Source organism: Alsobacter sp. (genome assembly GCF_059501845.1).
The window spans coordinates 122312-144392 of sequence record NZ_JCACDK010000020.1 but is presented as its reverse complement, the minus strand read 5'-3'; the positions used below and the strand labels follow the sequence as shown (position 1 = coordinate 144392).

General features: G+C 67.5%; 18 protein-coding genes. 12 read left to right on the top strand and 6 right to left on the bottom strand.

What is annotated here, in order from left to right; translation table 11 throughout:
- Position 1 precedes the first annotated feature (1 nt).
- Genes AC5JCN_RS25065 through AC5JCN_RS25055 form a run of 3 tightly spaced genes read right to left on the bottom strand, consistent with a single transcriptional unit; the run spans position 2 to position 3816 of the window.
- Positions 2–1147 (bottom strand): glycosyltransferase, encoded by a 1146-nt coding sequence (locus tag AC5JCN_RS25065; RefSeq protein WP_495757869.1) that lies wholly within the window; start codon positions 1145–1147, stop codon positions 2–4.
- Positions 1148–1207: 60 nt separating this feature from the next.
- A complete protein-coding gene (locus tag AC5JCN_RS25060; protein WP_495757868.1) occupies positions 1208–1837 on the bottom strand; it encodes a response regulator transcription factor in 630 nt (209 codons plus the stop codon).
- On the bottom strand, positions 1834–3816 hold the full coding sequence (locus tag AC5JCN_RS25055) for a two-component system sensor histidine kinase NtrB (RefSeq protein ID WP_495757867.1): 1983 nt from the start codon (positions 3814–3816) through the stop codon (positions 1834–1836). The genes AC5JCN_RS25060 and AC5JCN_RS25055 overlap by 4 nt, the downstream gene beginning before the upstream one ends.
- Before the next feature lie 127 nt (positions 3817–3943).
- On the opposite strand from AC5JCN_RS25055, the gene AC5JCN_RS25050 reads away from it, so the two are divergent.
- The 5 genes from AC5JCN_RS25050 (at position 3944) to AC5JCN_RS25030 (ending at position 9234) form a co-directional block, all read left to right on the top strand.
- Positions 3944–4951, top strand: a complete 1008-nt coding sequence (locus AC5JCN_RS25050; protein ID WP_495757866.1) for a TRAP transporter substrate-binding protein — start codon at positions 3944–3946, stop codon at positions 4949–4951.
- Positions 4952–5069: 118 nt separating this feature from the next.
- Positions 5070–5717: a TRAP transporter small permease gene (locus AC5JCN_RS25045; protein WP_495757865.1), complete on the top strand. Its 648-nt coding sequence runs from the start codon at positions 5070–5072 to the stop codon at positions 5715–5717.
- Position 5718: 1 nt separating this feature from the next.
- On the top strand, positions 5719–7044 hold the full coding sequence (locus tag AC5JCN_RS25040) for a TRAP transporter large permease (protein WP_495757864.1): 1326 nt from the start codon (positions 5719–5721) through the stop codon (positions 7042–7044).
- A gap of 64 nt (positions 7045–7108) precedes the next feature.
- A complete protein-coding gene (locus AC5JCN_RS25035; protein ID WP_495757863.1) occupies positions 7109–8182 on the top strand; it encodes a tartrate dehydrogenase in 1074 nt (357 codons plus the stop codon).
- Positions 8179–9234 (top strand): acyltransferase family protein, encoded by a 1056-nt coding sequence (locus AC5JCN_RS25030; protein ID WP_495757862.1) that lies wholly within the window; start codon positions 8179–8181, stop codon positions 9232–9234. The genes AC5JCN_RS25035 and AC5JCN_RS25030 overlap by 4 nt, the downstream gene beginning before the upstream one ends.
- Here AC5JCN_RS25030 and AC5JCN_RS25025 read toward each other — a convergent pair.
- On the bottom strand, positions 9225–10403 hold the full coding sequence (locus AC5JCN_RS25025; protein WP_495757861.1) for a YbfB/YjiJ family MFS transporter: 1179 nt from the start codon (positions 10401–10403) through the stop codon (positions 9225–9227). The two genes, AC5JCN_RS25030 and AC5JCN_RS25025, sit on opposite strands and share 10 nt — an antisense overlap.
- A 231-nt stretch (positions 10404–10634) precedes the next feature.
- Between AC5JCN_RS25025 and AC5JCN_RS25020 the strand changes: the two genes are divergently transcribed.
- The 4 genes from AC5JCN_RS25020 (at position 10635) to AC5JCN_RS25005 (ending at position 14714) form a co-directional block, all read left to right on the top strand.
- Entirely contained in the window at positions 10635–11654 is a 1020-nt protein-coding gene (locus AC5JCN_RS25020) for a fatty acid desaturase (protein ID WP_495757860.1), read from the top strand.
- A gap of 4 nt (positions 11655–11658) precedes the next feature.
- Positions 11659–12504: a sugar phosphate isomerase/epimerase family protein gene (locus AC5JCN_RS25015; RefSeq protein ID WP_495757859.1), complete on the top strand. Its 846-nt coding sequence runs from the start codon at positions 11659–11661 to the stop codon at positions 12502–12504.
- Positions 12505–12578: 74 nt separating this feature from the next.
- Positions 12579–13010 (top strand): YccF domain-containing protein, encoded by a 432-nt coding sequence (locus AC5JCN_RS25010; protein ID WP_495757858.1) that lies wholly within the window; start codon positions 12579–12581, stop codon positions 13008–13010.
- Between the two features lie 72 nt (positions 13011–13082).
- A complete protein-coding gene (locus tag AC5JCN_RS25005) occupies positions 13083–14714 on the top strand; it encodes a GMC family oxidoreductase (protein WP_495757857.1) in 1632 nt (543 codons plus the stop codon).
- 27 nt (positions 14715–14741) lie between these two features.
- On the opposite strand, the gene AC5JCN_RS25000 is transcribed toward AC5JCN_RS25005, so the two are convergent.
- On the bottom strand, positions 14742–15653 hold the full coding sequence (locus AC5JCN_RS25000; protein WP_495757856.1) for a DMT family transporter: 912 nt from the start codon (positions 15651–15653) through the stop codon (positions 14742–14744).
- 363 nt (positions 15654–16016) lie between these two features.
- On the opposite strand from AC5JCN_RS25000, the gene AC5JCN_RS24995 reads away from it, so the two are divergent.
- Complete coding sequence (locus AC5JCN_RS24995; RefSeq protein ID WP_495757855.1) at positions 16017–16628, top strand: pyridoxamine 5'-phosphate oxidase family protein; 612 nt, start codon at positions 16017–16019, stop codon at positions 16626–16628.
- Positions 16629–16754: 126 nt separating this feature from the next.
- On the opposite strand, the gene AC5JCN_RS24990 is transcribed toward AC5JCN_RS24995, so the two are convergent.
- Entirely contained in the window at positions 16755–19307 is a 2553-nt protein-coding gene (locus tag AC5JCN_RS24990; RefSeq protein WP_495757854.1) for a M10 family metallopeptidase C-terminal domain-containing protein, read from the bottom strand.
- Positions 19308–19665: 358 nt separating this feature from the next.
- Here AC5JCN_RS24990 and AC5JCN_RS24985 point away from each other — a divergent pair, with 358 nt between their 5' ends.
- Positions 19666–20481, top strand: coding sequence for a sialate O-acetylesterase (locus AC5JCN_RS24985; protein ID WP_495757853.1), 816 nt, complete (start codon positions 19666–19668; stop codon positions 20479–20481).
- Between the two features lie 108 nt (positions 20482–20589).
- Positions 20590–22038 (top strand): MBOAT family O-acyltransferase, encoded by a 1449-nt coding sequence (locus tag AC5JCN_RS24980; protein WP_495757852.1) that lies wholly within the window; start codon positions 20590–20592, stop codon positions 22036–22038.
- Positions 22039–22081: the final 43 nt, after the last annotated feature.

Sequence of the window (22081 nt, the reverse complement as noted above, 5' to 3'; positions counted from 1 at the left end):
ATCAGTCCTCGGCCATCAGGGCGGCATAAAGGGCGGCGACGGCGTCGCCGACCTGTGTCTCGGTGTAACCCGACAGCACCCGGGCGCGTCCGGCGGCGCCCATCCGGGCGCGCAGCGCGGGATCGGCGGCAAGCCGGGACAGCGCCTCGGCGATGGCCTGCACGCCCCCGACCGGGACGAGGAAGCCCTCGACACCGTCGCGCACGAGGGTTCGGCAGCCCGAAACGTCGGTCGCGACGATAGGACGGCCGCTCGACGCCGCCTCGACCAGCATGCGCGGCATACCTTCGCCGTGCGAGGGCAGCACCGCGAGGTGATGCGTCCGCCAGACGGACGCCACGTCAGCCGTGGGTCCGTGGCGCGAGATGCCGGGGCGTGACGCCCACTCCGCCAGCACCTCCTCCGGGATCGAAGCCGGGTTCGACGGGTCGGGCGCGCCGTAGAGGGACAGTTCGACGTCGACCCCCTCCAGCCGGGCGCGGCCGACCGCCTCGACCGCGGCATCGATGCCCTTGGTCCAGAGCATGCGCGCCACGATGGCGGCCCGCAGGGGTGGTGCAGGCGGCTCCGGCGACGGAGCGAACAGGTCGGGGTCGACGCCGGCGCCGCCGATCACCATCACTTCCGCGGGATCGTCGGGGTCGAGGCCGAGTTTCGGCGGATCGTCGCGGTTCTCGAACAGGAAGCGCGAGCCGCGCCCCCCGATCAGGCGGATGCAGCCCCTGACGGCGGCAAAAGCGAGCCGCCGGGCGGCCGTAGCCGGTCCGTTCAGCGGCCCCAGCCCGGTGACGGCATAGACCCGCCGGCGCACTCCGGCGCGCCGGGCAATGAGGCCGCCCAGCAGGACCGGACGCAGCGATATGAAATGCACGATGTCCGGCTTCTCCGCCGCGAACACCGCGGCAAGCTGGCGGGCGTTGCTGGCCAGCGACGCGATGCCCTTGTCGCCGCGCTCGGCTTCCACGGAAATAGGCCGCAGCCCTTCCGCCCGCAGCACCGCCTCTTTCTCGCGCAGCCGGCAGGCCACGGCGACGTCGAACCCTGCTGCCCGCGCGGCTCGCGCCATCGGCAGGAAGTGCGAGCAGAAGAACCAGTCTTCCGTCACGACGTAGAGAAGCTTCGGTCCGCCCGCCACCTGGTCCTGCACGCTGTCCGGGAAAGCGGTTCCTTTTACCCGCGCACCGCGCGCTGGCAATCCTGGCTCGGGCTAGCGCGAGCTAATCCCGGCCAGGGCCGCCGCGAGTTCCACCGCATTGCGCGCGCCCATCTTCTCCAGCACGCGGGAGCGGTGCACCTCGATGGTGCGCATGGAGACGCCGAGGTCGTCGGCGATCTGCTTGTTGAGGCGGCCGTCCAGCATCAGATCCAGCACCTGCCGCTCCCGCGCGGTAAGGCTTTCTAGCCGCTGGCCAAGCTCAGCCCTGCCCCGCGTCGCAGACCGTGCCGCCTCGGCCACGCGGATGGCGGCGACGACCGTGTCGACGAGGGCGTTGTCATTGAAGGGCTTCTCGACGAAGTCGACGGCACCCCGCTTCAGCGCCTCGACCGCCAGCGGCACGTCGGCGTGGCCGGTGAGGAAGATGACCGGAATATCGAAGCCCACCGCCCGCATCCGCTCCATCGTTTCGAGGCCGGAAATCCCTTCCATGCGCATATCGAGCACGGCACAGGACAGGGCTGGCTCCGGCCGGCCCTGGAGGAAGGCTTCACCGCTCTCCCACAGGCAAGGCCGCACACCGCGGGAGCGGAACAGCCAGGCCAGGGAGTCCCTTATCGCCGGATCATCATCGACGATGTGAACGCGGGCACCGTCCGGCACGTCCTGGCACCCGCTCATGCCGCCGCCCTTTCGCGGACGGGGAGCGCGACCGTGAACACCGTCCCGCCGCCCTCGCGGGGCGCATGCGACAGCCGCCCTTTGTGCAGTTCGACAATGGAACGGCAGATGTTCAGGCCCATCCCCATTCCCTCCGCCTTGGTGGAGACGAAGGGGTCGAAAAGGCGGTCGGCGAGGTCGGGCGCGATGCCGCAACCCCGGTCCGCGACCCGGACGCAGACAGTGCCGTGAATGGCTTCGAGCGACAGGTCGAGCACGCGCTGGTCGGCGGGGCTCGTCGCCATCGCCTCCATGCCGTTCCTAACCAGGTTGAGGAGCACCTGCTCCAGCAGGATGCGATCGGCCTCGACCGGCGGCGGCGCAGCGCCGTTTTCGCTGGTGATCCGCACTCCAAGGCTCCGCGCTTCGGCCGCGGCGAAGGACGCGACGTCGGCGAGGACGTCCCGCATGTCGACCGGCCCGAAGCGGGGTTCGCGCTTTCGGACGAGATCCTGGATGCGGCGGATGACGAGGCCGGCGCGCCTCGCCTGCGTCGCCATGCGCTCCAGCGCGTCTTCCAGCGCGCTGGTGTCCGCTTCGCCCGACCGCAGCATGTTGAGCGATCCCGTCGCGTAGCTGGAGATCGCGGCGAGGGGCTGGTTCAACTCATGGGCGAGCGTCGACCCCATCTCGCCCAACGTCGTCAGGCGTGCCGTGCGTTGCAGGGAGTCCGCCTGCCTTCGGGCCAGTTCAGCCGCCTGCTTGCGGTCTGTAATGTCGATGATCGAGCCCATCCACCCGCAATGCACCCCGTCGGCATCGACCAGGGGCGCTTCGTAGAGCAGCGCGTCGAACTCGCTGCCATCGCGACGACGGAACCGCGATTCGAACGTGTGTGGCTTCCTGCCGCCGTGCAGCAAGGCGTCGTGCCTCGCCGTCGTCTCGGCCAGGCGCTCGGGCACCCAATACGGCATGGGGGGAGCGCGGCCGATCAGTTCCGGCGCTTCGAAGCCCACCATGCGGCAGAAGGCGGGGTTGGCGTAGAGGATGCGGCCGTCGAGGTCGCGCGCCCGCATGCCGACGGTGAGGCTGTCTTCCATCGCCCGCCGGAAGGCCGTCTCGGTACGCAGCATTTCCTCAACCCTCCGGCGCCGGCTTACGTGGCGCTGGAGGGCCAGAAGCGACGCGAGGACCAGAACGGAAAGGCCGATAATCGCCGCGGTGACGAGGCCCGGCCCCCGCGCGACAGGCGGCTTGTAGGGCGCGATCTCCAGCAGGGTGCCCCGGATGGGCGGATCGAAGGCGATGCGGTGGACCAGACCGGGGTCGATCGGATCGACATGGGCCTTCTCGGTGAGAACGGCCCCGGCGGCATCGACGATGCGCACCGCGTGCTTCTCGGCGATCCACCATGGCACGTGACGCGCCAGCAGAGTCGCAAGCGACAGTGTGGCGATGACGGTGCCCGTTTCACCGGGGCCCGGCAGCGGAGCGGCGAGATCGACCAGAAGGGCGCCGTCCGGCCCGTGCCGCAGGTCGCCGTAGACAGGCCGTGCCGAGCGGCGCGCCAGAGCGAGGGCCCGCAGTTTCCCCGCCTCCGGCAGCGCCGCCCCGTGCGGCAGGGAGGCCAGCGCGGACCCGTCGGCCGCGATCCAGGAGACCGCCAAGGCTTCCGGATTATTGGAAATGAAAAGCTGGGCGCGCTGGAGGAAGGCCCGCGTGTCCCCCGCATCCTGGCCCGCGTCATAGGCGAGGCGGGCCACCGTGTCCTCGTCGGTCGCCAATTGGAAGCGCAGCGTCTGCTCGACCCAGAGCGCATCGCCGATCAGCGTCGTCTGTGCCGTCTCGCGTGCGTCGCGTGCCGTGAGCCAGAGCAGCAGGCCGATGGAGGAGACGAGCAGCAGGACGACCGCAGCCGGCATCGCGGCGAACAGGACGTCGCGCCGGCGAGAGCCCGCCGACAACGTCCCAGCGCCGCGATCCAGTGTCCCGAGCGCCACTCCACCCTCGTTCGTCGCGATGCCGACCCGGCATTTCGGAAATCCACAATAGCGGAGGCACGCCGCCGGCAGCTAGTCCTGGGCATGGAACGAAGCGGCAATGCCGCACGGACAGGGAGGACGACAGATGATCCTGAACCGCCGCATTTTCACGGGTCTCGCCGCGGCCGGCACCCTCGCCCTGGCGAGCGGGGCAGCCCTCGCGGCCGATCCGGTCGTGATCAAGTTCAGCCACGTCGTCGCGCCGGACACGCCCAAGGGCAAGGGCGCGCTCAAGTTCAAGGAACTCGCAGAGGCCGCCACGGGCGGCGCCGTGAAGATCGAGGTCTACCCGAACTCGCAGCTCTACAAGGACAAGGAGGAGCTGGAGGCCCTGCAGCTCGGGGCGGTGCAGATCCTCGCGCCCTCGCTGGCCAAGTTCGGGCCGCTCGGCCTGAAGGAGTTCGAGGTCTTCGACCTGCCGTTCATCTTCCCGGATGCGGCGGCGCTGCGAAAGGTCACCAACGGGCAAGTCGGCAAGGACCTGCTCGGGCTTCTGGAGGCCAAGGGCATCACCGGCCTCGCCTACTGGGACAACGGCTTCAAGATCATGAGCGCCAACTCGCCTCTCAAGACGCCCGACGATTTCCTCGGCCTGAAGATGCGCATCCAGTCCTCGAAGGTGCTGGAGGCACAGATGGCGGCGCTGGGCGCAGTTCCGCAGGTGATGGCCTTCTCGGAAGTCTACCAGGCGTTGCAGACCGGCGTCGTCGACGGCACCGAGAACCCGCCATCCAACATGTACACCCAGAAAATGCACGAGGTGCAGAAGCACGCCACGCTCTCCAACCACGGTTATCTCGGCTACGCCGTGATCGTGAACAAGAAATTCTGGGACGGCCTGCCCGCTGACATCCGCGGCAAGCTGGAGAAGGCGATGGCCGACGCGACCGAGTACGCCAACGGCATCGCCAATGAGGAAAACGAGAAGGCGCTCGCGGCGATGAAGGCCGCGGGGAAGACCGAGTTCCACGAGCTCACGCCTGACGAGCGCAAGGCCTGGATGGCAACGCTCCTGCCGGTCCAGGACGCCATGGCATCGCGCATCGGCGCCGACCTCATCAAGAAGGTGCGCGCCGCGACCGGCGTCAACTGATCCTCCCCCTGCGGCGGCCCATCGAGCCGCCGCTCTTTTTCTGCCCGACGATTTCTGGCCGGACGAAGGGCCCGCGGCGCGGGGCCGAGCCTTTGCGTGCGCCACGGAGGAACACACGATGCTCCGCTTCCTCGACAGGATGGAGGAGGTGCTGATCGCGACGCTGATCGCGGCGGCGACCCTCATCATCTTCGTGGCCGTCACGCACCGCTACGCGCTGGGGCTGCTGGCCGACCTCGTCTCGATCTCGCGCAAGAACGACATCACATGGCTGATGGCGCCGAGCCGGTCGGCCTATTTTGCGCTGCGCTCCGTCAACCTCGTCTGGGCGCAGGAGCTCTGCATCATCTTCTTCGTCTGGATGGCGAAGTTCGGCGCAGCCTACGGGGTGCGCACCGGCATCCATGTCGGCGTTGACGTTCTGATCAACCGTATGGAGCCCCGCCGCCGAAAGGCGTTCGTCCTCTTCGGGTTGCTCGCGGGTGCCTTCTTCACAGGGGTCATCGGGTCTTTGGGTGCCAATTTCGTCTGGCACATGGCCCATACCGACGCCACCTCGGCCGACCTGGAGCTGCCGATGTGGATCGTCTACCTCGCCATCCCGCTCGGCTCCTATCTGATGTGCTTCCGCTTCCTGCAGGTGGCGTGGCACTTCGTCAGGACGGGCGAGCTGCCGCACCATGACCATGGCCATGTCGACGGGGTCGACGAGGACGCCGCGGCGGCGGCCATCGCGCACAGCCCGCTCACGCCGAAGGACGCCTGAAATGAACGGCGCACTCATCTTCGGCGGCCTCGTCGCCCTCATGCTGACCGGGATGCCAATCTCGATCGCGCTCGGCCTGACCGTCCTCGCCTTCCTCTTCACGATGACGTCCGTGCCCATCGACACGGTGGCGCTCAAGCTCTTCACCGGCATCGAGAAGTTCGAGATCATGGCGATCCCGTTCTTCATCCTCGCCGGCAATTTCCTGACACATGGCGGCGTCGCCCGCCGGATGATCAACTTCGCCACGTCGATGGTGGGGCATCTGCATGGCGGGCTGGGCTTGGCTGGTGTCATCGCCTGCGCCCTCTTCGCAGCAGTGTCGGGCTCGTCGCCGGCCACCGTCGTCGCCATCGGCTCGATCATTCTGCCGGCCATGGTGGCGCAGGGGTTTCCCAAGCGCTTCGGGGCGGGCGTGATCACGACGTCGGGGGCGCTGGGCATCCTCATCCCGCCCTCGATCGTGATGGTGATGTATGCCGTCGCGACCTCGGGCATGCAGGTCACCGGGCCCGACGGCAAGGTCGTCTCTTCCGCCTCCGTGGGGCAGCTCTTCATGGCAGGCGTGATCCCCGGCCTGATGCTGGCGGCGTTGCTGGGCCTGACGACGTGGTGGCGGGCGCGGGTCAACAACTATCCGCGCTTGCCGAAGGCCAGCTGGCGGGAGCGCTGGGTCGCTTTCCGCAAGGCGATCTGGGGGCTGCTGCTCATCGTCATCGTCATTGGCGGCATCTACACGGGCGTGTTCACGCCCACCGAGGCGGCGGCGATGAGCGCGGTGTACGCCTTCGTCATCGCCGTGTTCGTCTACCGCGACATGGGGCTGGCCGACGTGCCGAAGGTGCTCCTCTCCTCGGCAAACATGTCCGCGATGCTGCTCTACATCATCACCAACGCGGTCCTGTTCTCGTTCCTGATGACGCACGAGAACATTCCGCAGGCGCTGGGCGAGTGGATGGTGTCGACCGGGCTGTCCTGGTGGATGTTCCTGATCGCCGTGAACCTGATCCTGCTCGCGGCCGGCAACTTCATGGAGCCGTCCTCCATCGTGCTGATCATGGCGCCGATCCTGTTTCCCGTCGCAGTGAAGCTCGGCATCGACCCCGTGCATTTCGGCATCATGATCGTGGTCAACATGGAGGTCGGCATGTGCCATCCCCCTGTCGGCCTGAACCTCTACGTCGCCTCGGGCATCACGCGGATGGGCATCACCGAGCTCACCATCGCGGTGATGCCGTGGCTGCTGACGATGCTCGCCTTCCTGCTCATCGTCACTTACATTCCGGCAATCTCGCTGTTTCTCCCGCGGCTTCTCGGCATGATGTGAACCGCGTCGGCGGGTCCGGTGCGGTGCTCCGGGTCCGCGGCGGAGGCGGCGCAAGGAGAAGCACATGCGTTCGCACAGGATCGCCGTCATCCCCGCCGATGGCATCGGGCCGGAGGTGATCGCAGCGGGCGTCAACGTGCTCGGGGCGCTGCAGGAGCGCCTGCCCGGCGTGCGGTTCGACTTCACGGAGTTCGACTGGGGCTCGGAGCATTACCGGCGGCACGGCGTGATGATGCCGGCGGATGGGCTCGACCGCCTGCGCGGCTTCGATGCCATCTTCTTCGGCGCCGTCGGAGCCCCCGACGTGCCCGATCATGTCACGCTCTGGGGCCTCAGGCTCGCCATCTGCCAGGGCTTCGACCAGTACGCGAACGTCAGGCCGACGCGCATTCTTCCGGGAATTCCCTCGCCCCTGCGCAATGCCAGGCCCGGCGATCTCGACTGGGTGATCGTGCGCGAGAACTCCGAGGGAGAGTATGCGGGGGTGGGCGGCCGGGTCCATCGTGGCCTTCCCGAGGAGGTCGCCACCGAGGTGGCCGTGTTCACCCGCACCGGCGTGGAGCGCATCATGCGCTTCGCCTTCGACATCGCCCGCTCGCGCCCCCGCAGGCTGCTCACCGTCGTCACCAAGTCGAACGCCCAGCGCTTCGGCCTCGTGATGTGGGACGAGATCGCCGCCGAGGTGGCGCGCGACTACCCCGACGTGACGTGGGACAAGATTCTGGTCGACGCCATGACCGTGCGCATGACGATGAAGCCGCAGAGCCTCGACACCATCGTCGCGACTAACCTCCACGCGGACATCCTGTCCGACCTCGCGGGGGCGCTGGCGGGCAGCATCGGCGTTGCGCCGACGGCCAATATCGATCCGCAGCGGCGCTTTCCGTCGATGTTCGAGCCCATCCATGGCTCGGCCTTCGACATTGCGGGACAGGGCATCGCCAACCCCGTCGCCACGTTCTGGACCGCGGCGCAGATGCTCGAGCATCTCGGGGAGCCCGACGCCGCCGCCCGCCTGATGCGGGCGGTCGAGCACGTGACCGGGGCGGGCGTGCTGACGCCCGATGTCGGCGGCACAGCGACCACCCGGGAGGTGACCGGCGCCGTCGTCGCGGCGATCCGCGGCGCCAACGATTGAAGGCGAGAACACAGCCCGGCGAGATCGTACCGCTGACGGCGCTGCGCGGGATCGCGGCACTGTGGGTCGTGGCTCTGCATCTCGCCGGAAACCTCGATCTCTCCGGCTTCGTCTCCCTCTCGGACGGCCTTCTGCGCAACCTGCTCCGCGGCGGGGAGCTTGCCGTGGACGTCTTCTTCGTGCTCAGCGGCTACGTGCTGGCGCTGACGTGGCGGGAAGGCCAGCCTGTCGCCGCCTTCTGGATCCGCCGGATCGGCCGCATCTTCCCCCTCCACCTCGTCGTGCTGGCGGGCATGGCAATCGGCGTGTGGGCGATGCTGCGCGCGGGCGTGCAGACGCGCGACATGTCGTTCTTCGACTTCCGCGTGCTGCCGGAGCACGCGACGCTGACCTTCATATGGTTCGGTCTGCCGATCGGGTGGAATGCGCCGACATGGTCCCTCAGCGTGGAGTTCGCCGGCTACCTGCTGTTTCCGCTGGCCATGGCCGGCCTCATGCGCCTCCCAGACCGGTTGCTCCCGGCCCTGACCGGCGTGCTGGCGGTCGCGACGGCGCTGGTGGTGCACGTCTACGACCTGCCGCACGAGGGTCCGCCGGCCTTGCTGCGCGGCTTTCTCGGGATCGCCACCGGCGCGTCGCTAAAGCTGGGCGGCATCGGGCGGCTGGCCCGGGCGCCGGGCCTGTGCGCGCTCGCGATCGTCGCCCTGCTGGCCATGAACCTGCCGGGGCCGGCGGTGCTGCCCATCGTGGGGCTCGTGGCCGGCCTTGCCGCTCCGGAGGCAACCGCGACCGGGCGGGTCCTTGCCCATTCCGCCGCGGCATGGCTGGGGAAGGTTTCTTATTCGGTCTACCTGCTGCACGCGCCGCTTCTGATCGCCTTCCTGCAGGTTCTGCGGCGGTTGCCGGTCCTGCAGTCCTCCTCTGGATTGATCGTGTTCACGGGTGTCTACCTCGCCGTGCTCATGGCCGCGGCGGAGGTCGCGTGGCGCGTGGTGGAAAAGCCCGGCATCCGCGCCGCCCGCAGCATTGCGGGAAGGTTCAGTCAGCGCTGACCGGCGTCGTCGCGGGGAAGGTCGGGCTGCAAAGCGGCCAGCCCGGCGCCGAGTGCCAGCACCGCCACCGAGGCCCACATGCCGGCGGAGAGGCCGCCGGACAGGTCGGTGATCGCACCCATCCCGACGGGACCGAACGTCTGCCCCAGCCCGAAGCTCACGGTCATCATGCCGATGCCGGCAGGCCAGGCCTGCCGCGGAAGGTTGCGGCGCACGAAGGCGGTTGTCGCCGCCACCACCGCAAAGAAGGCGCTCCCGAAGACGAGGGCGGACAGGAAGAGAATCGGGATCGCGAGACTGACCAGCGGCAGCAGCGCACCGAAAGCGGTGACCGCCGTGAGAAATCCGACCGCCCTGCCCCCGGTCATCCGCGCGATGGCCCAGGACCAGACCCACGGCCACGCGATCGCGCCGACGCCGAGCACGGCCCAGAACGCCGCCTGCAATGCCGGCCCGGCGCCACCGTCCCGCACGAAGGCGATCATGAAGGTCATGTAGGCGATGTAGCCGACGCCGAACGCCGCATATCCGACGAGAACGGGGAGCGCGGCGAGGATTGGAAACGCCTTCCCCGATCCGTTGCCGGACGTGGCGTTCAAGCCGGCCGTGTTGCGGGCGAAGGGCAGGAGGCACGCTGCTGCGGCCGCCACCGCCGCGAGCATGGCCCAGGCCGCCCACCACGAGCCCGGGCCGAGCATGCCCAGCAGCACCGGGGTCAGCACGCCTGACGCAACGATGCCCATCCCCGGACCGACATAGAACAGCCCGAGCAGGAATGCCGCGCGCTTCGGCCTGCGCTGGGCGATGGCAGCCGCGAGCGCGCCCCCCGAGACGAAGGCGATGGCTGCTCCCGAGCCGGTGATGAGCCGAGCCGCGGTGAGGAGCACGAAGTCACCTGTGGCGGATGACACGGCAAGTCCCGCCACGCAGGCGAGCGTGCCGCCCATGACGCAGGCGAACTCGCCGACGCGCCGTGCGGTCCAGGCCGCTGCGATGGCGCCCAGCAGGTAGCCGGCGGCATTGGCGGTGTTCATGAAGCCGGCCTGGGAATAGCTCCAGGCCAGGCTCGCCTTCATGTCTGGCAGGATCAGCGCATAGGCGAAGCGGCCAATGCCGAGGCCGACCGCGGGCGCGATGGCGAGCACGAGGATGGCGATCGCTTCGCGCATGACCCCCGCGTCACCCGGCGACGCCGTTTCCGCAGGCCCTGCCCTTTGCACGCGCTCCTCCGCTCGCCGCATGGTGTGCAGGAAAGCATTGGGAAGGCTCCCGGTCCATGCGGTGGCCGTCATGACCGTCATGGCCGGCCGCGCCATCCCCATCCCTTTCCTGTCGCGCCATCGGGAGCGGCGTGTATCTTGCTAGCCCTTCGGCGGCGGCATCGGGACGGAGAGGACGGCATGGACGAGGTGTTCGGGCGCAGGGAGATGATCACGCCGGCTGAACTGCGCGGCCTCACGGCGAAGTCGGACCTTGCGGGCTTCGTCCAGCTCGGGACCCATGTCGGCGCCATCGTGGTCACCGGAATCCTGCTCAGCCTGACCTGGGGCACGTGGGTGGCGGTGCCCGTCTTCCTGGTGCACGGGATTCTGATCAACTTCCTCTATGCCGGCCAGCACGAGATGAGCCACTGGACGGTGTTCAGGACGAAGAAGCTCAACGAGATCTTCGGGCGCCTCTTCGGCTTCGTACTGTTCTATCCCCGCGATTTCGACCAGATCCAGCACTTCGCCCATCACCGCTATACGAACGACTGGGAGAAGGACGGTGAGTTGCAGCGCCCGCCCTATGCGCTTGCCTCCTACCTGCTGTGGATGGCGGGTCCGACCTACTGGTACACGCGGATCCGGCGGATCCTGCGCTTTTCGGCCGGGATCGTGACCGAGCCCTACATCCCCGACGCCCGCAAGCCGGACGTGATCCGCGAGGCACGTTGGCACCTTGCCGGCTACGGCGCGATCGCGGCCGTCTCGGTCGCGGCCGGCAGCTGGTTTGCTGTCACGCACTGGCTGGCGCCGATGATGGTGACGAAAGTCGTCCACCAGCTGCAGAACACGATTGAGCATCTCGGCCTGCCGCATGTCGACGATGTGACGCTGAACACGCGCTCGACCCGGACGAACGCGCTGATGCGGTGGCTGTGCTGGAATATGCAGTACCACACCGCCCACCATGCCTTCCCCGGCGTGCCCTTCAACCGCCTGCCAGACCTGCACAGGACGATCTTCGTATCCAAGGGGCGCCGGCCGCCGGAGATGACCTATCTCGGCTTCCAGGCTGCCGTCCTGAAGGCGTTTCGCGGGGGTCGCAGCGAGCGCGACTATCCCGACGACCGGGTGTGGATCTCCGACGAGACGGATCTTTCCCCGTCCGCTCCCGCGTCTCCAGACGACCCGACCGGCCTGCGCCTGAAGGCCTGAGGCTATGCAGCAGCTGCACTTCTACCAGTCGCTCTGGGCGACGGAGATGCGCAGGCCCGGCGTCGCCGAGCGCCCGGTGGAAGAGCGCTTCGACCTCGTCGCCGGGGACGGCTACGAGGGCATGGCGGTCGACCTCGGGGCCATGACGATCGAGGCCGCCCGGGCCACCGTGCCGGAGTTCCGGCGCACCGGGCTGGCTGGCCTGCTCACGGCGTTCCCACGCTCGATCGAGGACCTGCGGCCCGCGCTCCACCTCGCCAAGGACATCGGAGCTCCCTTCGTCGTCGTCGTCGGGCAGGTGATGCCGATCAGCGTCGCGGGCATGGTGCCCGTCATCCGGGAATGGCTGGCCATCTCGCGGCAGGAGGGAGTGCCCATCCAGTTCGAGACGCACCGCGACAGCATCACCAACGATCTGTTCGCCACCATCCAGCTCCTCGACGCCGTGCCGGAGATGCGCATGGCCGCCGACCTCTCGCACTACGTCGTCGACCGGGAGATGCTGCACCCGATCCGTCCGGAGTATCAGGCCCTTGTCGCCCGGATCCTCGAGCGGTCCGACAGCTTCCAGGGCCGGGTCGCCTCGCGCAACCAGGTGCAGCTGCCCATCGGTTTTCCGCAGCACGCCAAGTGGGTGCAGACTTTCCTGGATTGGTGGACACAGGGGCTCGCCTCGTGGAGCCGGCGATCCGGCCCGGACGCTACGGCCATCTTCCTGTGCGAACTCGGGCCGCCGGAATACGCCATCACCGGCGCGGACGGGAACGAGCTTTCCGACCGGCGCGAAGAGGCGAAGGCGATCAGGGCCATGGTGCGCGAGCGGTGGAAGACCCTTCAGGCCGGCGGCTGAGGTGGCATTGATACCCCGGCCTGCAAGGGCCACATCCTCTGGGTGCGGCCGGAGAGGCCGCTGAGGAAAAAGCGATGTCCCCGGTCAGCCTGCTGCTCAACATTCTCTGGATCGTCTTCGGCGGCGCCTGGATGGCGGCTGGATGGCTGCTGGCGGCGATCATCATGGCCATCACGATCATCGGCCTGCCCTGGGCACGCGCCGCGCTGATGATGGCGGCCTACACCCTCCTGCCCTTCGGCCAAACCGTGGTGTCGCGTGATCGTGTCGACGGCGTGCCGGGATCCGGCACGGGGGCACTGGGCATGATCGGAAACCTGATCTGGCTGGTCCTTGCCGGCTGGTGGCTGGCGATCGGCCATCTGGTGACGGCGCTGGGGCTCGCCATCACCATCGTCGGCCTGCCTTTCGCCTGGGCGCACGTGAAGCTCGCCGGCTTCTCGCTGTGGCCGGTGGGCCGCACGGTGATCAGCCAGCAGGAGGCGGAACGGCTGAGGCTGGCCTGAGCCGCTGCGCGCTGGCGTGGAGCCGGCGCTCGCCTACAATCGGTGGCCAGTCCCTCCCGGAAGCAACCCGGAATGCGCTCCCGCCGGCCCCCGCAGCACTCCGTCATCACCCGCCGCCATGCGATTGCCGCCACGCTGGGCGGGAGCCTGGCTCTGTCCGGCGCAGTGCGCGGGGCGCTCGCCAGCGGCAGCGTCCGTGTGCTCGCATCGGCGGAGCAGATGGCGCCGCGCTACGACCACGTCATCGTCGGCGCCGGCTCGGCCGGCTGCGTGCTGGCGCACCGGCTCGTTCAGGGAGGCCGCCGTGTCCTGCTCGTCGAAGCCGGGGGACCGGCAAATCTGCCGGCCATTTTCGATCCGCCGGACTGGCCTGAGCTGCAGGGCAGCGCGGTCGACTGGCGGTACTCCACCGTGCCGCAGCGCCATCTCGGCGGCCGGGTGATCCCCTATCCCCGCGGCAAGGTTGTGGGCGGGTCGAGCGCCATCAACGCACTCGCCTACCAGCGCGGCCACCGGGCGGCCTACGACCGATGGCCTGCCGGTTGGCGCTACGACGACCTCCTGCCCTATTTCCGGCGCGCCGAAACCTTCTCGGGAGGCGGCAATTCGTGGCGCGGCGGAGACGGCCCGCTGCATGTCCTTTCGCTGGCGGACGTCGACGACCGGACGCCGGTCGCGGGCGCGTTCGTCGAGGCCTGCCGGGAGCACGGCTTTGCCATGACCCCCGATCTCGGTGGCGAGATACCCGTTGGCGTGGGCTGGAACCAGCTCAGCATCCGCGGGAACCGGCGCGACGACGCCGCAACAGCCTATCTGGCCGATCTCGACGCTCCGGGCCTGGACCTGCTGACAGGCGCGACCGTGCTGCGCCTCGAGATCGAGGCGGGGAGATGCCTCGGTATACGATTGCCGGGCCGGGTGGTCCGGCCGGACAGCGACACTTTGCTGTGCGCGGGAGCCGTCGATTCGCCGCGGCTGCTGATGATTTCCGGCATCGGGCCCGCGGAGCACCTGGATGAGGTGGGCGTTCCCGTCGCGCACGATCTCCCGGATGTCGGCGCCAGCCTGCAGGACCATCCGCTTCTGGCCGGTGTCGCTTATGCAGCGCGCAAGCCGGTGCCGCGGTCCCACTACAACCATGCCGATGCGGTTCTCTACGTGCCGCACGACGATGCCGCCGAGAGCCCCGATATTCTCGTCATGTGCCTGTCCCTGCCCTTCGTGCTGCCGACCGTCGGCCCCCTGCCCGCCCCGGCCTATGTGCTCGTGCCCTGCCTGATGAAGCCGGAAAGCCGCGGTTCGATCCGGCTTGCATCGGCCGATCCGACGGCGCCCGCGGTGATCGATCCCAATTTCCTGGCAGAGCCGACCGACGTAGGCCGGCTTGCGGCCGGCGTCGCGCTGGCCCGTGAGATCGGCGCATCGAACGCCTTCTCGGAGTGGCGCACGGAGGAGGTTCATCCAGGCCCGGCCGTTACCAGTGCGGCAGGTGTTCGCGTGTTCCTTTCGCGCGCCACGACGTCGTTTCACCACCCGGTCGGTACCTGTGCCATGGGGGCGGTGGTGGACGACAAGCTGCGGGTGAATGGCGTCGCGGGGCTGAGGGTGGTGGACGCGTCGGTCATCCCGGCCATCCCCCAGGCCATGGTCAACGCGGCCACCATCGCCGTCGCGGAACGCGCGAGCGACCTGATCCTCGCGTAAGGCCGCAGGTCTGCGTCTGCTCCTGCTTCACCCCGCGGGCTGCGCGGCTTGGCCACCCGGCGAGCGTCCGACGGCCGTGAAGACGCTGGCGAGCATGAACACCAGGGCGATCCAGAACACCGGGGAGAGCGTCTCCGCGAATATCAGGATGCTCCACGCAACGCCGGAGATGATGGCGATGTAGTTGAAGGTGGAGAAGAAGGTGGGCCCAGCCCGCCGCACGATCTCGAAGAAGAGGATGAAGAAGACGACGTTGATGGCTGCGGCAGCGCCGAGCGCCAGCCAGCCGATGCCCGACGGTTCAGGCGGCAGCAGCGCTCCGTCGGCGAAGTAGGCCACCGGACCGGCGACCACGGCGGCGCCGCCGAGAATCCCCGCCGCCATCGTCAGCGAATCCGTTGCCGGTGGCCGCAGCACCTGGGCCGATACGTTCGACGCCGCGAACATCACCGCCGCCAGCAGAGCGAGCAGGAACCAGAAGGTCGACCCCGTGCTGCCAGACTGGGCGCCCGGCCAGGCGATGACGACGACACCGGCAAGGCCCAGCAGGACGGCGATGACGGTCCGCAGCCGGAACGTCTCCAGCTTCAACAGCGTGGCGAAGGCCAGCGTGAAAACGGGCGACAGCGCCAGGATCAACGTCAGAATCGAGGCGGGCACGTGCAGGGCGGCCTTGGTCAGCAGGCCGATCGGCAGCCCGATGACGAGCGCTCCTATGATCAGATAGGACACCGCGTGCCGCACGCTTGGCACGAGGCGCCGCCCGGTTGCCAGCACGATAGCCGCCAGCACGACGAAGCCGGCAAGCGCCTGCAGGAAGGCGAAGGATACCGGCGGCCACCCCGCCTCGGCGGCGAGCCGGTTTGTGGGAAAGATGGCGCCGTAGAGGACGCCCGCCGCTACGAGCATGACGACGTTGACGACCGTGCCTGAACCCATGTCCCCCTCCCCACTTTTCTTGTTGTTCGGCCGGCCAGATTTCCCCAGCCGATTCACTTCCCGGCGCCACTGCGAACCGCTTCCTTCAAAGCTCCGGAACCCCGCGGCGCCCCGGCAACATGGTGGCTGCGGTGACATCCGAAGACACGTGGACGGGTGCGCCAGGGATTTCGCGGCTGATGGGGATACTCGGACCGTCGAAGGGGATCGCAGGATGTCTCGCAAGGTCGCTCAAACCCGCCCTGGATGCATCATCTTTCGGCAGCGACCTCGCTCGAGGCCAGCCGTCCGGTTGGCTCTCGGACGACGCCTGATGCGACGCAGACCCTTTCTCGTGCTAGTCTCTGCTCACCGGGGGACCACATGAGCACGATCACCACGGTTGAAGAGCTTCGCGCCCACTACGGGACGATTAGTCCGCTGGCCGAGCGGAAGGTGCTGCCGGCCATCGATCGCTACTGCGCCGCCTTCATCCAGCTCTCGCCGCTTCTGGTGATCTCGACAGGTGACGGCCGCGGCCGGTTCGACGCGAGCCCGAGGGGTGACGCGCCGGGGTTCGTGAAGGTCATCGACAGCACCACGCTGCTGATCCCGGATCGCCGCGGCAACAACCGTGTCGACAGCTATTCGAACCTGCTCGCCTGCCCTGGAATTGGCATGCTGTTCTTCGTCCCCGGGCTGGACGAGACACTCCGGGTCAACGGCACCGCTGCGGTGACCCTGGACGGGGCTCTCCTGGCGGGCTCCGAGGTCAACGGCAAGGCACCCCGGGCGGGCATCCTGGTGACCGTGGAGGAAGTCTTCTTTCAGTGCGGCAAGGCCCTGAAACGCTCCAAGCTCTGGAGCGCCGAGCACCGGGTTGAGCGGAAAGCCTTCCCCAGCCTCGGCAAGATCATCGCCGAGCAGACAGGCCAGTGCTCCGCTGAGGATGCGGAGGCGGCGATCGAGTCGGACTACGTCCACAAGCTCTACTGACAGGCCGTCACGGGACAGGCCGGTGTTGCGTCATCCATGGTCCCGGCACGACACCGGACGGCACCGCTTCGAGTAGCCGCGGCGGGGTCATTTGTCCGCGCCGCGACCGCCTCGCACCTGACCGCCTCACACGTGCAGCATGTCCTGGCTGAGCCAGCCGAGGGCGATGTTCTTCAGTGTCACGCTGTTGGACAGGTCGAACGTCAGCACGACGTCCGCGCCGACCTGTTTCGCACTGCCCAGTGCCGTCGCGGCGTTCTGGTACCAGGCCGAGACATCGAGCACGTCGTGTCCGGCAGCCGAGACATTGAAGTCGGTGATGATGTCACGGCCGCACAGCTTCTTGAACACGAAGGTGTCCGAGCCGAGTCCGCCCGTCAGCGTGTCGTTGCCAGCGCCGCCGTCGATGATGTTGGCCGAGTCGTTGCCGATGATCCTGTTGGCGAGCGAGTTGCCCGTCGCGTTGCTGGCGGTCCCGCTCAGCGTCAGGTTCTCGACGTTCGCGGCAAGCGTGTAGTTGATCGACGAGATGACAGTGTCGATGCCGCCGGTCGAGGTTTCGATCACCTGGTCGCCGGCATTGTCGACGATGTAGGTGTCGTTGCCATTGCCACCGGACATTACGTCGGCGCCAAGGCCGCCATTGATCACGTTCGCGGCGGCGTTGCCGGTGATGCTGTTGTTGAGCTCGTTGCCCGTGCCGTTGATGGCGCTGGTCCCGGTCAGCGTGAGGTTCTCGACGTTCGCGGTCAGCGTGTAGGAAATTCCGGCCTGGACCGTATCGGTTCCGCCGCCGGCGCTCTCGACGACGATGTCGCCGGCGTTGTCGACCACATAGGTGTCGTTGCCCGCGAGCCCTTCCATGCGGTCGGCGCCGCCGAGCCCGTTGAGGACGTTGGCGAACTGGTTGCCGACGAGATGATTGTCGAGTGCGTTGCCGGTGGCGCCGAGGGCCGAGCCGGTCAGGACCAGCTTTTCGACATTGGCGGCGAGAGTGGAGCTGACCGAGGCGTAAACCGTGTCGTAGCCCTGGCCGGCAGTCTCCACGACAACGTCACCGGCGTTGTCGACATAGTAGGTGTCGTCCCCTGCCCCGCCGATGAGCCGGTCCGCCCCGGCACCGCCATCGAGGATGTTTGCTGCGGCGTTCCCGGTGATGATGTTGGCAAGAGCGTTACCCGTGCCGTTGATCGCATCGGCGCCGAGCAGGACAAGGTTCTCCACATTGGCCGCGAGCGTGTAGGCGATGGTGCTGCGGACCGTGTCCGTGCCCGCGTTGAGCGCCTCGACCACCACGTCGCCGGCATCGTCGACGATATAGGTATCGTTGCCCACGCCACCTTCCATGCGGTCTGCGCCAGCGCCGCCGTCGAGCGTGTCATCTCCGGCGAGGCCGAACAGCGACTGGGCGCCGGCGCTGCCGAGCAGAGTGTCGATGCCCGCGGTTCCCACGATCCCGGGCGTCACCAGCGATGCCGCCTCGAAGAGACCGTCGGAGAACCGGAACTGCTCGACCTTTGAAATGGTGTCCGTGCCGTCACGGCCGAGCACGAGATCGGCCACCCAGAACACCGCGGCGAGTGTGTCGAAGGTGATGGTGTATGACGCCCGAAGGCCCTGGAAGATCGCGACATCGATACCGTCGCCGCCGTCGAGCGTGTCGTCGCCGGCACCGCCGGTCAGCAGGTCGGCGCCTGCGCCGCCGAACAGCTTGTCATTGCCGGCTCCGCCCTTGAGGTCGTTGTCGAGCGTGTTGCCGGTGATCGTGTCGTTGCCCGACCCGCCGACCGCCGCCTCGATCCAGGTGTTGAAGGCGATCGAGATGTTCTTCGTCATCATGTCGCAGTCGGAAAAGCTTCCGGGCGTCAGATCGATGACGGAGGCGGAGGTGAACCCCGACAGGTTCAGCGTGTCGTAGCCGCCGGCATCATAGATGCACAGGACGGGATGCTGGTTTTGCGTGAAGTCGTAGACCCAGGTGATGCCCGCGGTCGCGCCGAACCCGTAGACCGTGCCCGTGGCCCGCGTCGTCGTCTCGGCTCCGTACATCGCCTGTGCGGCAGCGATGTCGTAGAGCATCGGCGTCTGGGCGTAGTAGGTGCGGCCGTCGCTGGCCACCCAGTCCGCGCCCGTGTTGGACGCGGTGAAATAGCTCATCAGGGTGAACTGCTGCGAGTCCTGGAAATAGGCTGCGTTGGTCGCGTAGGTGGGCGAGCCGCCATTGTAGTCGCCGGCATGGTCGAGGCCGATGGCGTGCCCGGTCTCGTGCAGGTAGGTCATGAACCCCCACTGGCCGACCTTGGGCGTGACGATGTCGTTCGTCCCGCTGTTGGCGCCGTAGGCGGAATTCATCCAGACCGACCCGGCGCCGCTCCAGCCGCCGGGATAATAGGCGTGGGCGTAGGAGATGTTGGTCGTCGTGCTCGCATACTTGATGTTGGCGGTCTGTGCGTTCGTTGCGAGCGAGAAGTCCGGCTGGATCAGGTCGTCCCACAGCGAGATGGCCAGCGTGGCAGCCGCCTTCTGCGAGGCCGTGAACTGGGAGAACCCGGCGGCCTCGCCATAGGGGAACCAGCTCGCCGACGACAGGAAGCCGTATGTCAGGCTGCTGCCCGACCAGTGGGAGCCACTGTCGAGCTGGGCAATGATCTGGGCAGTGGTGTAGACGGGCTTGGCCATGGTCTGATCCGCTGTTTCGCACGGACAGACAGCATCGGCCGGCTGATCGGAAGCTCAAGCGGATCCGTCAAATTGTCTCCAGCGGCCTTGGATCGGGGGGAAAGACCCTGCCTTCTCGCGGCTTCGTAAAGGGGTGGTTCCTTCGAACCCGGAGAGCGGCTTAAATTCAGGTTTCCCGGAATGGAAACGCGATCGACCGGACGTTCGCGGGCTCGCCGCCACCGCATCTCCGGGCTAACCTCCCGTTTGCAGGGTGGCGATGATGCCTCGGACTGCCGCCAAACAAATACAGGTCCGGCGCTGGCGGAGGCTTTGCGAGCCGGTTGAGCGACGCGCCGCTTTCGATTAACCCCCATGCATGAGATGCGCTCTTCGCTTTGTCGCGATCTGCTTTTTCGCATTGATGAGCAGTTCGTGCTCCATGATGCGGGAGCGTCTCATCTTCATTCTCGCAGGACAGTCGAACATGTCCGGCAGAGGTCCCATGGAGGGACTGCCGGACTTCCAGAATGCAAGGATGGTTTTCGTCTACCGCAATTCGGCGAAGTGGACGCGCGGTTGGGAACCAGTGGACGATCCCGTCGGACAGGTGGACCCCGTATCGCTGGATCCCACCGCGAAGGTAGGGCCAGGCATGGCGTTCGGGGACCGCATGTCCGCGCTGAACCCTGGCGTCGAGATCGGCCTCGTTCCATGCGCCCGCGGATCGGTCGGCATCGAGGCCTGGAAGCGCGACCTGAGCCGCGCCACCCTTTATGGCTCGATGATCGCCCGCGCGCGCGAGGCGAGCGAATATGGCCGGATCGCCGGGCTGCTCTGGTATGAGGGCGAAGCCGATGTCGGCCTGCCGGGTATCGAGAACACCTGGCCCGGGGACTTTTCCGATTTTGTCGCGAATGTCAGGAAGGATCTCGATGTTCCCGGCCTGCCGGTCGTCATGACGGTGCTCGGCCCGACGAAGTCGGATCTCTCACTCGACGCGTGGGCGTCGTTTCAGGACATGCAGCGGAACATGCGCCTTCCTGCCGGTGTCGCCAGGGTATCGGCGTCTGATCTGGAGGTCGCCGACCAGGACGTTCACCTGACGACGCCCTCCTACCTCACTCTGGGTCAGCGGTACGCCGAGGCGATGATGAAACTGCTCCGCGGGGTGCCTTCCCAGACTACTCAGTAAACTTTCGCCGCGGCTCCGGGTGGTTCCCGGGGCGGCGATGGCGACGGTGCGAAACTCGTTCACACGCGGCGTGGGCTCGCCTGAGGCCGCAGCCTGGCAATCGGCACGATGCTCTTCAATTCGGAAGTTTTCCTCTTCGTTTTTCTTCCCATCGTGCTGGGTGGCTTCCACGCCATGCGGCGCATGGGGGCCAATAAGGCGTCGCTCTGGTTTCTGCTCGCGGCAAGCGTCGCGTTCTACGGATTCTGGAACCCGGCCAACCTCTGGATCCTCGGCGTCTCGATCGCCATGAACTACGCTGCAGCGGCAGCCATCGTCGCCTGGCCCGGCAGGGCCGCGATGGCCGCTGGAATCACGGCCAACCTACTGCTGCTGGCCTATTTCAAGTACCGCAACTTCATCCTGTCGAACGCGGGTCTTCTTTGGGGCGGGCACTACACGGGAGAGCCGCTGGATCTGCCGCTCGGAATCTCGTTTTACACGTTCACGCAGATCGCCTTCCTGGTCGATCTCGCGATGCGGCGCACCGGGCGGTCCTCGCCGCGGGACTACGCGCTCTTCGTCACTTTTTTCCCGCACTTGATCGCCGGGCCGTTGTTCAGACATGACGAAATCGTGCCCCAGCTGCGCAACCTCGCGCGGCAGGTGAGCTGGACGGCCGGCGCCGCCGGGCTTGCCTTCTTCGCCATCGGGCTCGCGAAGAAGGTCGTCCTCGCCGACAACCTCGCCCAGATTGCATCTCCGGTGTTCTCGGCAGCTATAGGCGGCCCGGTCTCGTTCAACGATGCATGGAGGGGGGCGCTCGCCTACACCTTCCAGCTCTACTTCGACTTCTCCGGCTATTCGGACATGGCGGTCGGTCTCGGCCTGATGTTCGGCATCCGGATGCCGTTCAACTTCGACAGTCCCTACAAATCGGTGTCGATCATCGATTTTTGGCAGCGCTGGCACATCACGCTGTCCCGCTTCCTTCGCGACTACCTCTACTTTCCGCTCGGCGGAAACCGGCATGGATCCGTCCGCCGATACACGAACCTGATGGTCGTGATGCTTCTTGGCGGCCTCTGGCACGGTGCGGGGTGGACGTTCGTCGCCTGGGGAGCCGCTCACGGGCTGTTCCTGTGCGTCGCCCACGCGTGGCGCGCGCTTGCCGCCGGCCTGATCTCTCCAGGCATGGGCCGGCTGCTCACGCCGGTTTATTGGCTCCTCACTTTTCTCGCCGTGACGACAGCCTGGGTGCTTTTCAGGTCAGCCGACTTTGCGACCGCCACCACCCTGTTGTCTGCCATGGCATCGCCGGGGCAGGCAGGCCGGCTCGTGGCCGATGCGGGAAGCTGGCGTCTTCTCCTGAGCGGAGGGGAACACTCGTGGATCGCGGCGGCGCTGGCCATCGCCGTTCTCCTGCCGAACTCGCAACAATGGGTGGCGGCACTCCAGTCCAAGATGCTTGCCAGCCCGTGGCTCCTGCGGGCCGCGGCTCTTGCCGTCTCGATCCTGCTGCTGGCGGGGCTGTTCTCATTGGATCAGCCCACGGAGTTCATCTACTTCCAGTTCTGACGTTTTGGAGACCGTCTCGCGTATGCTGGTGCCGCTCAATCCC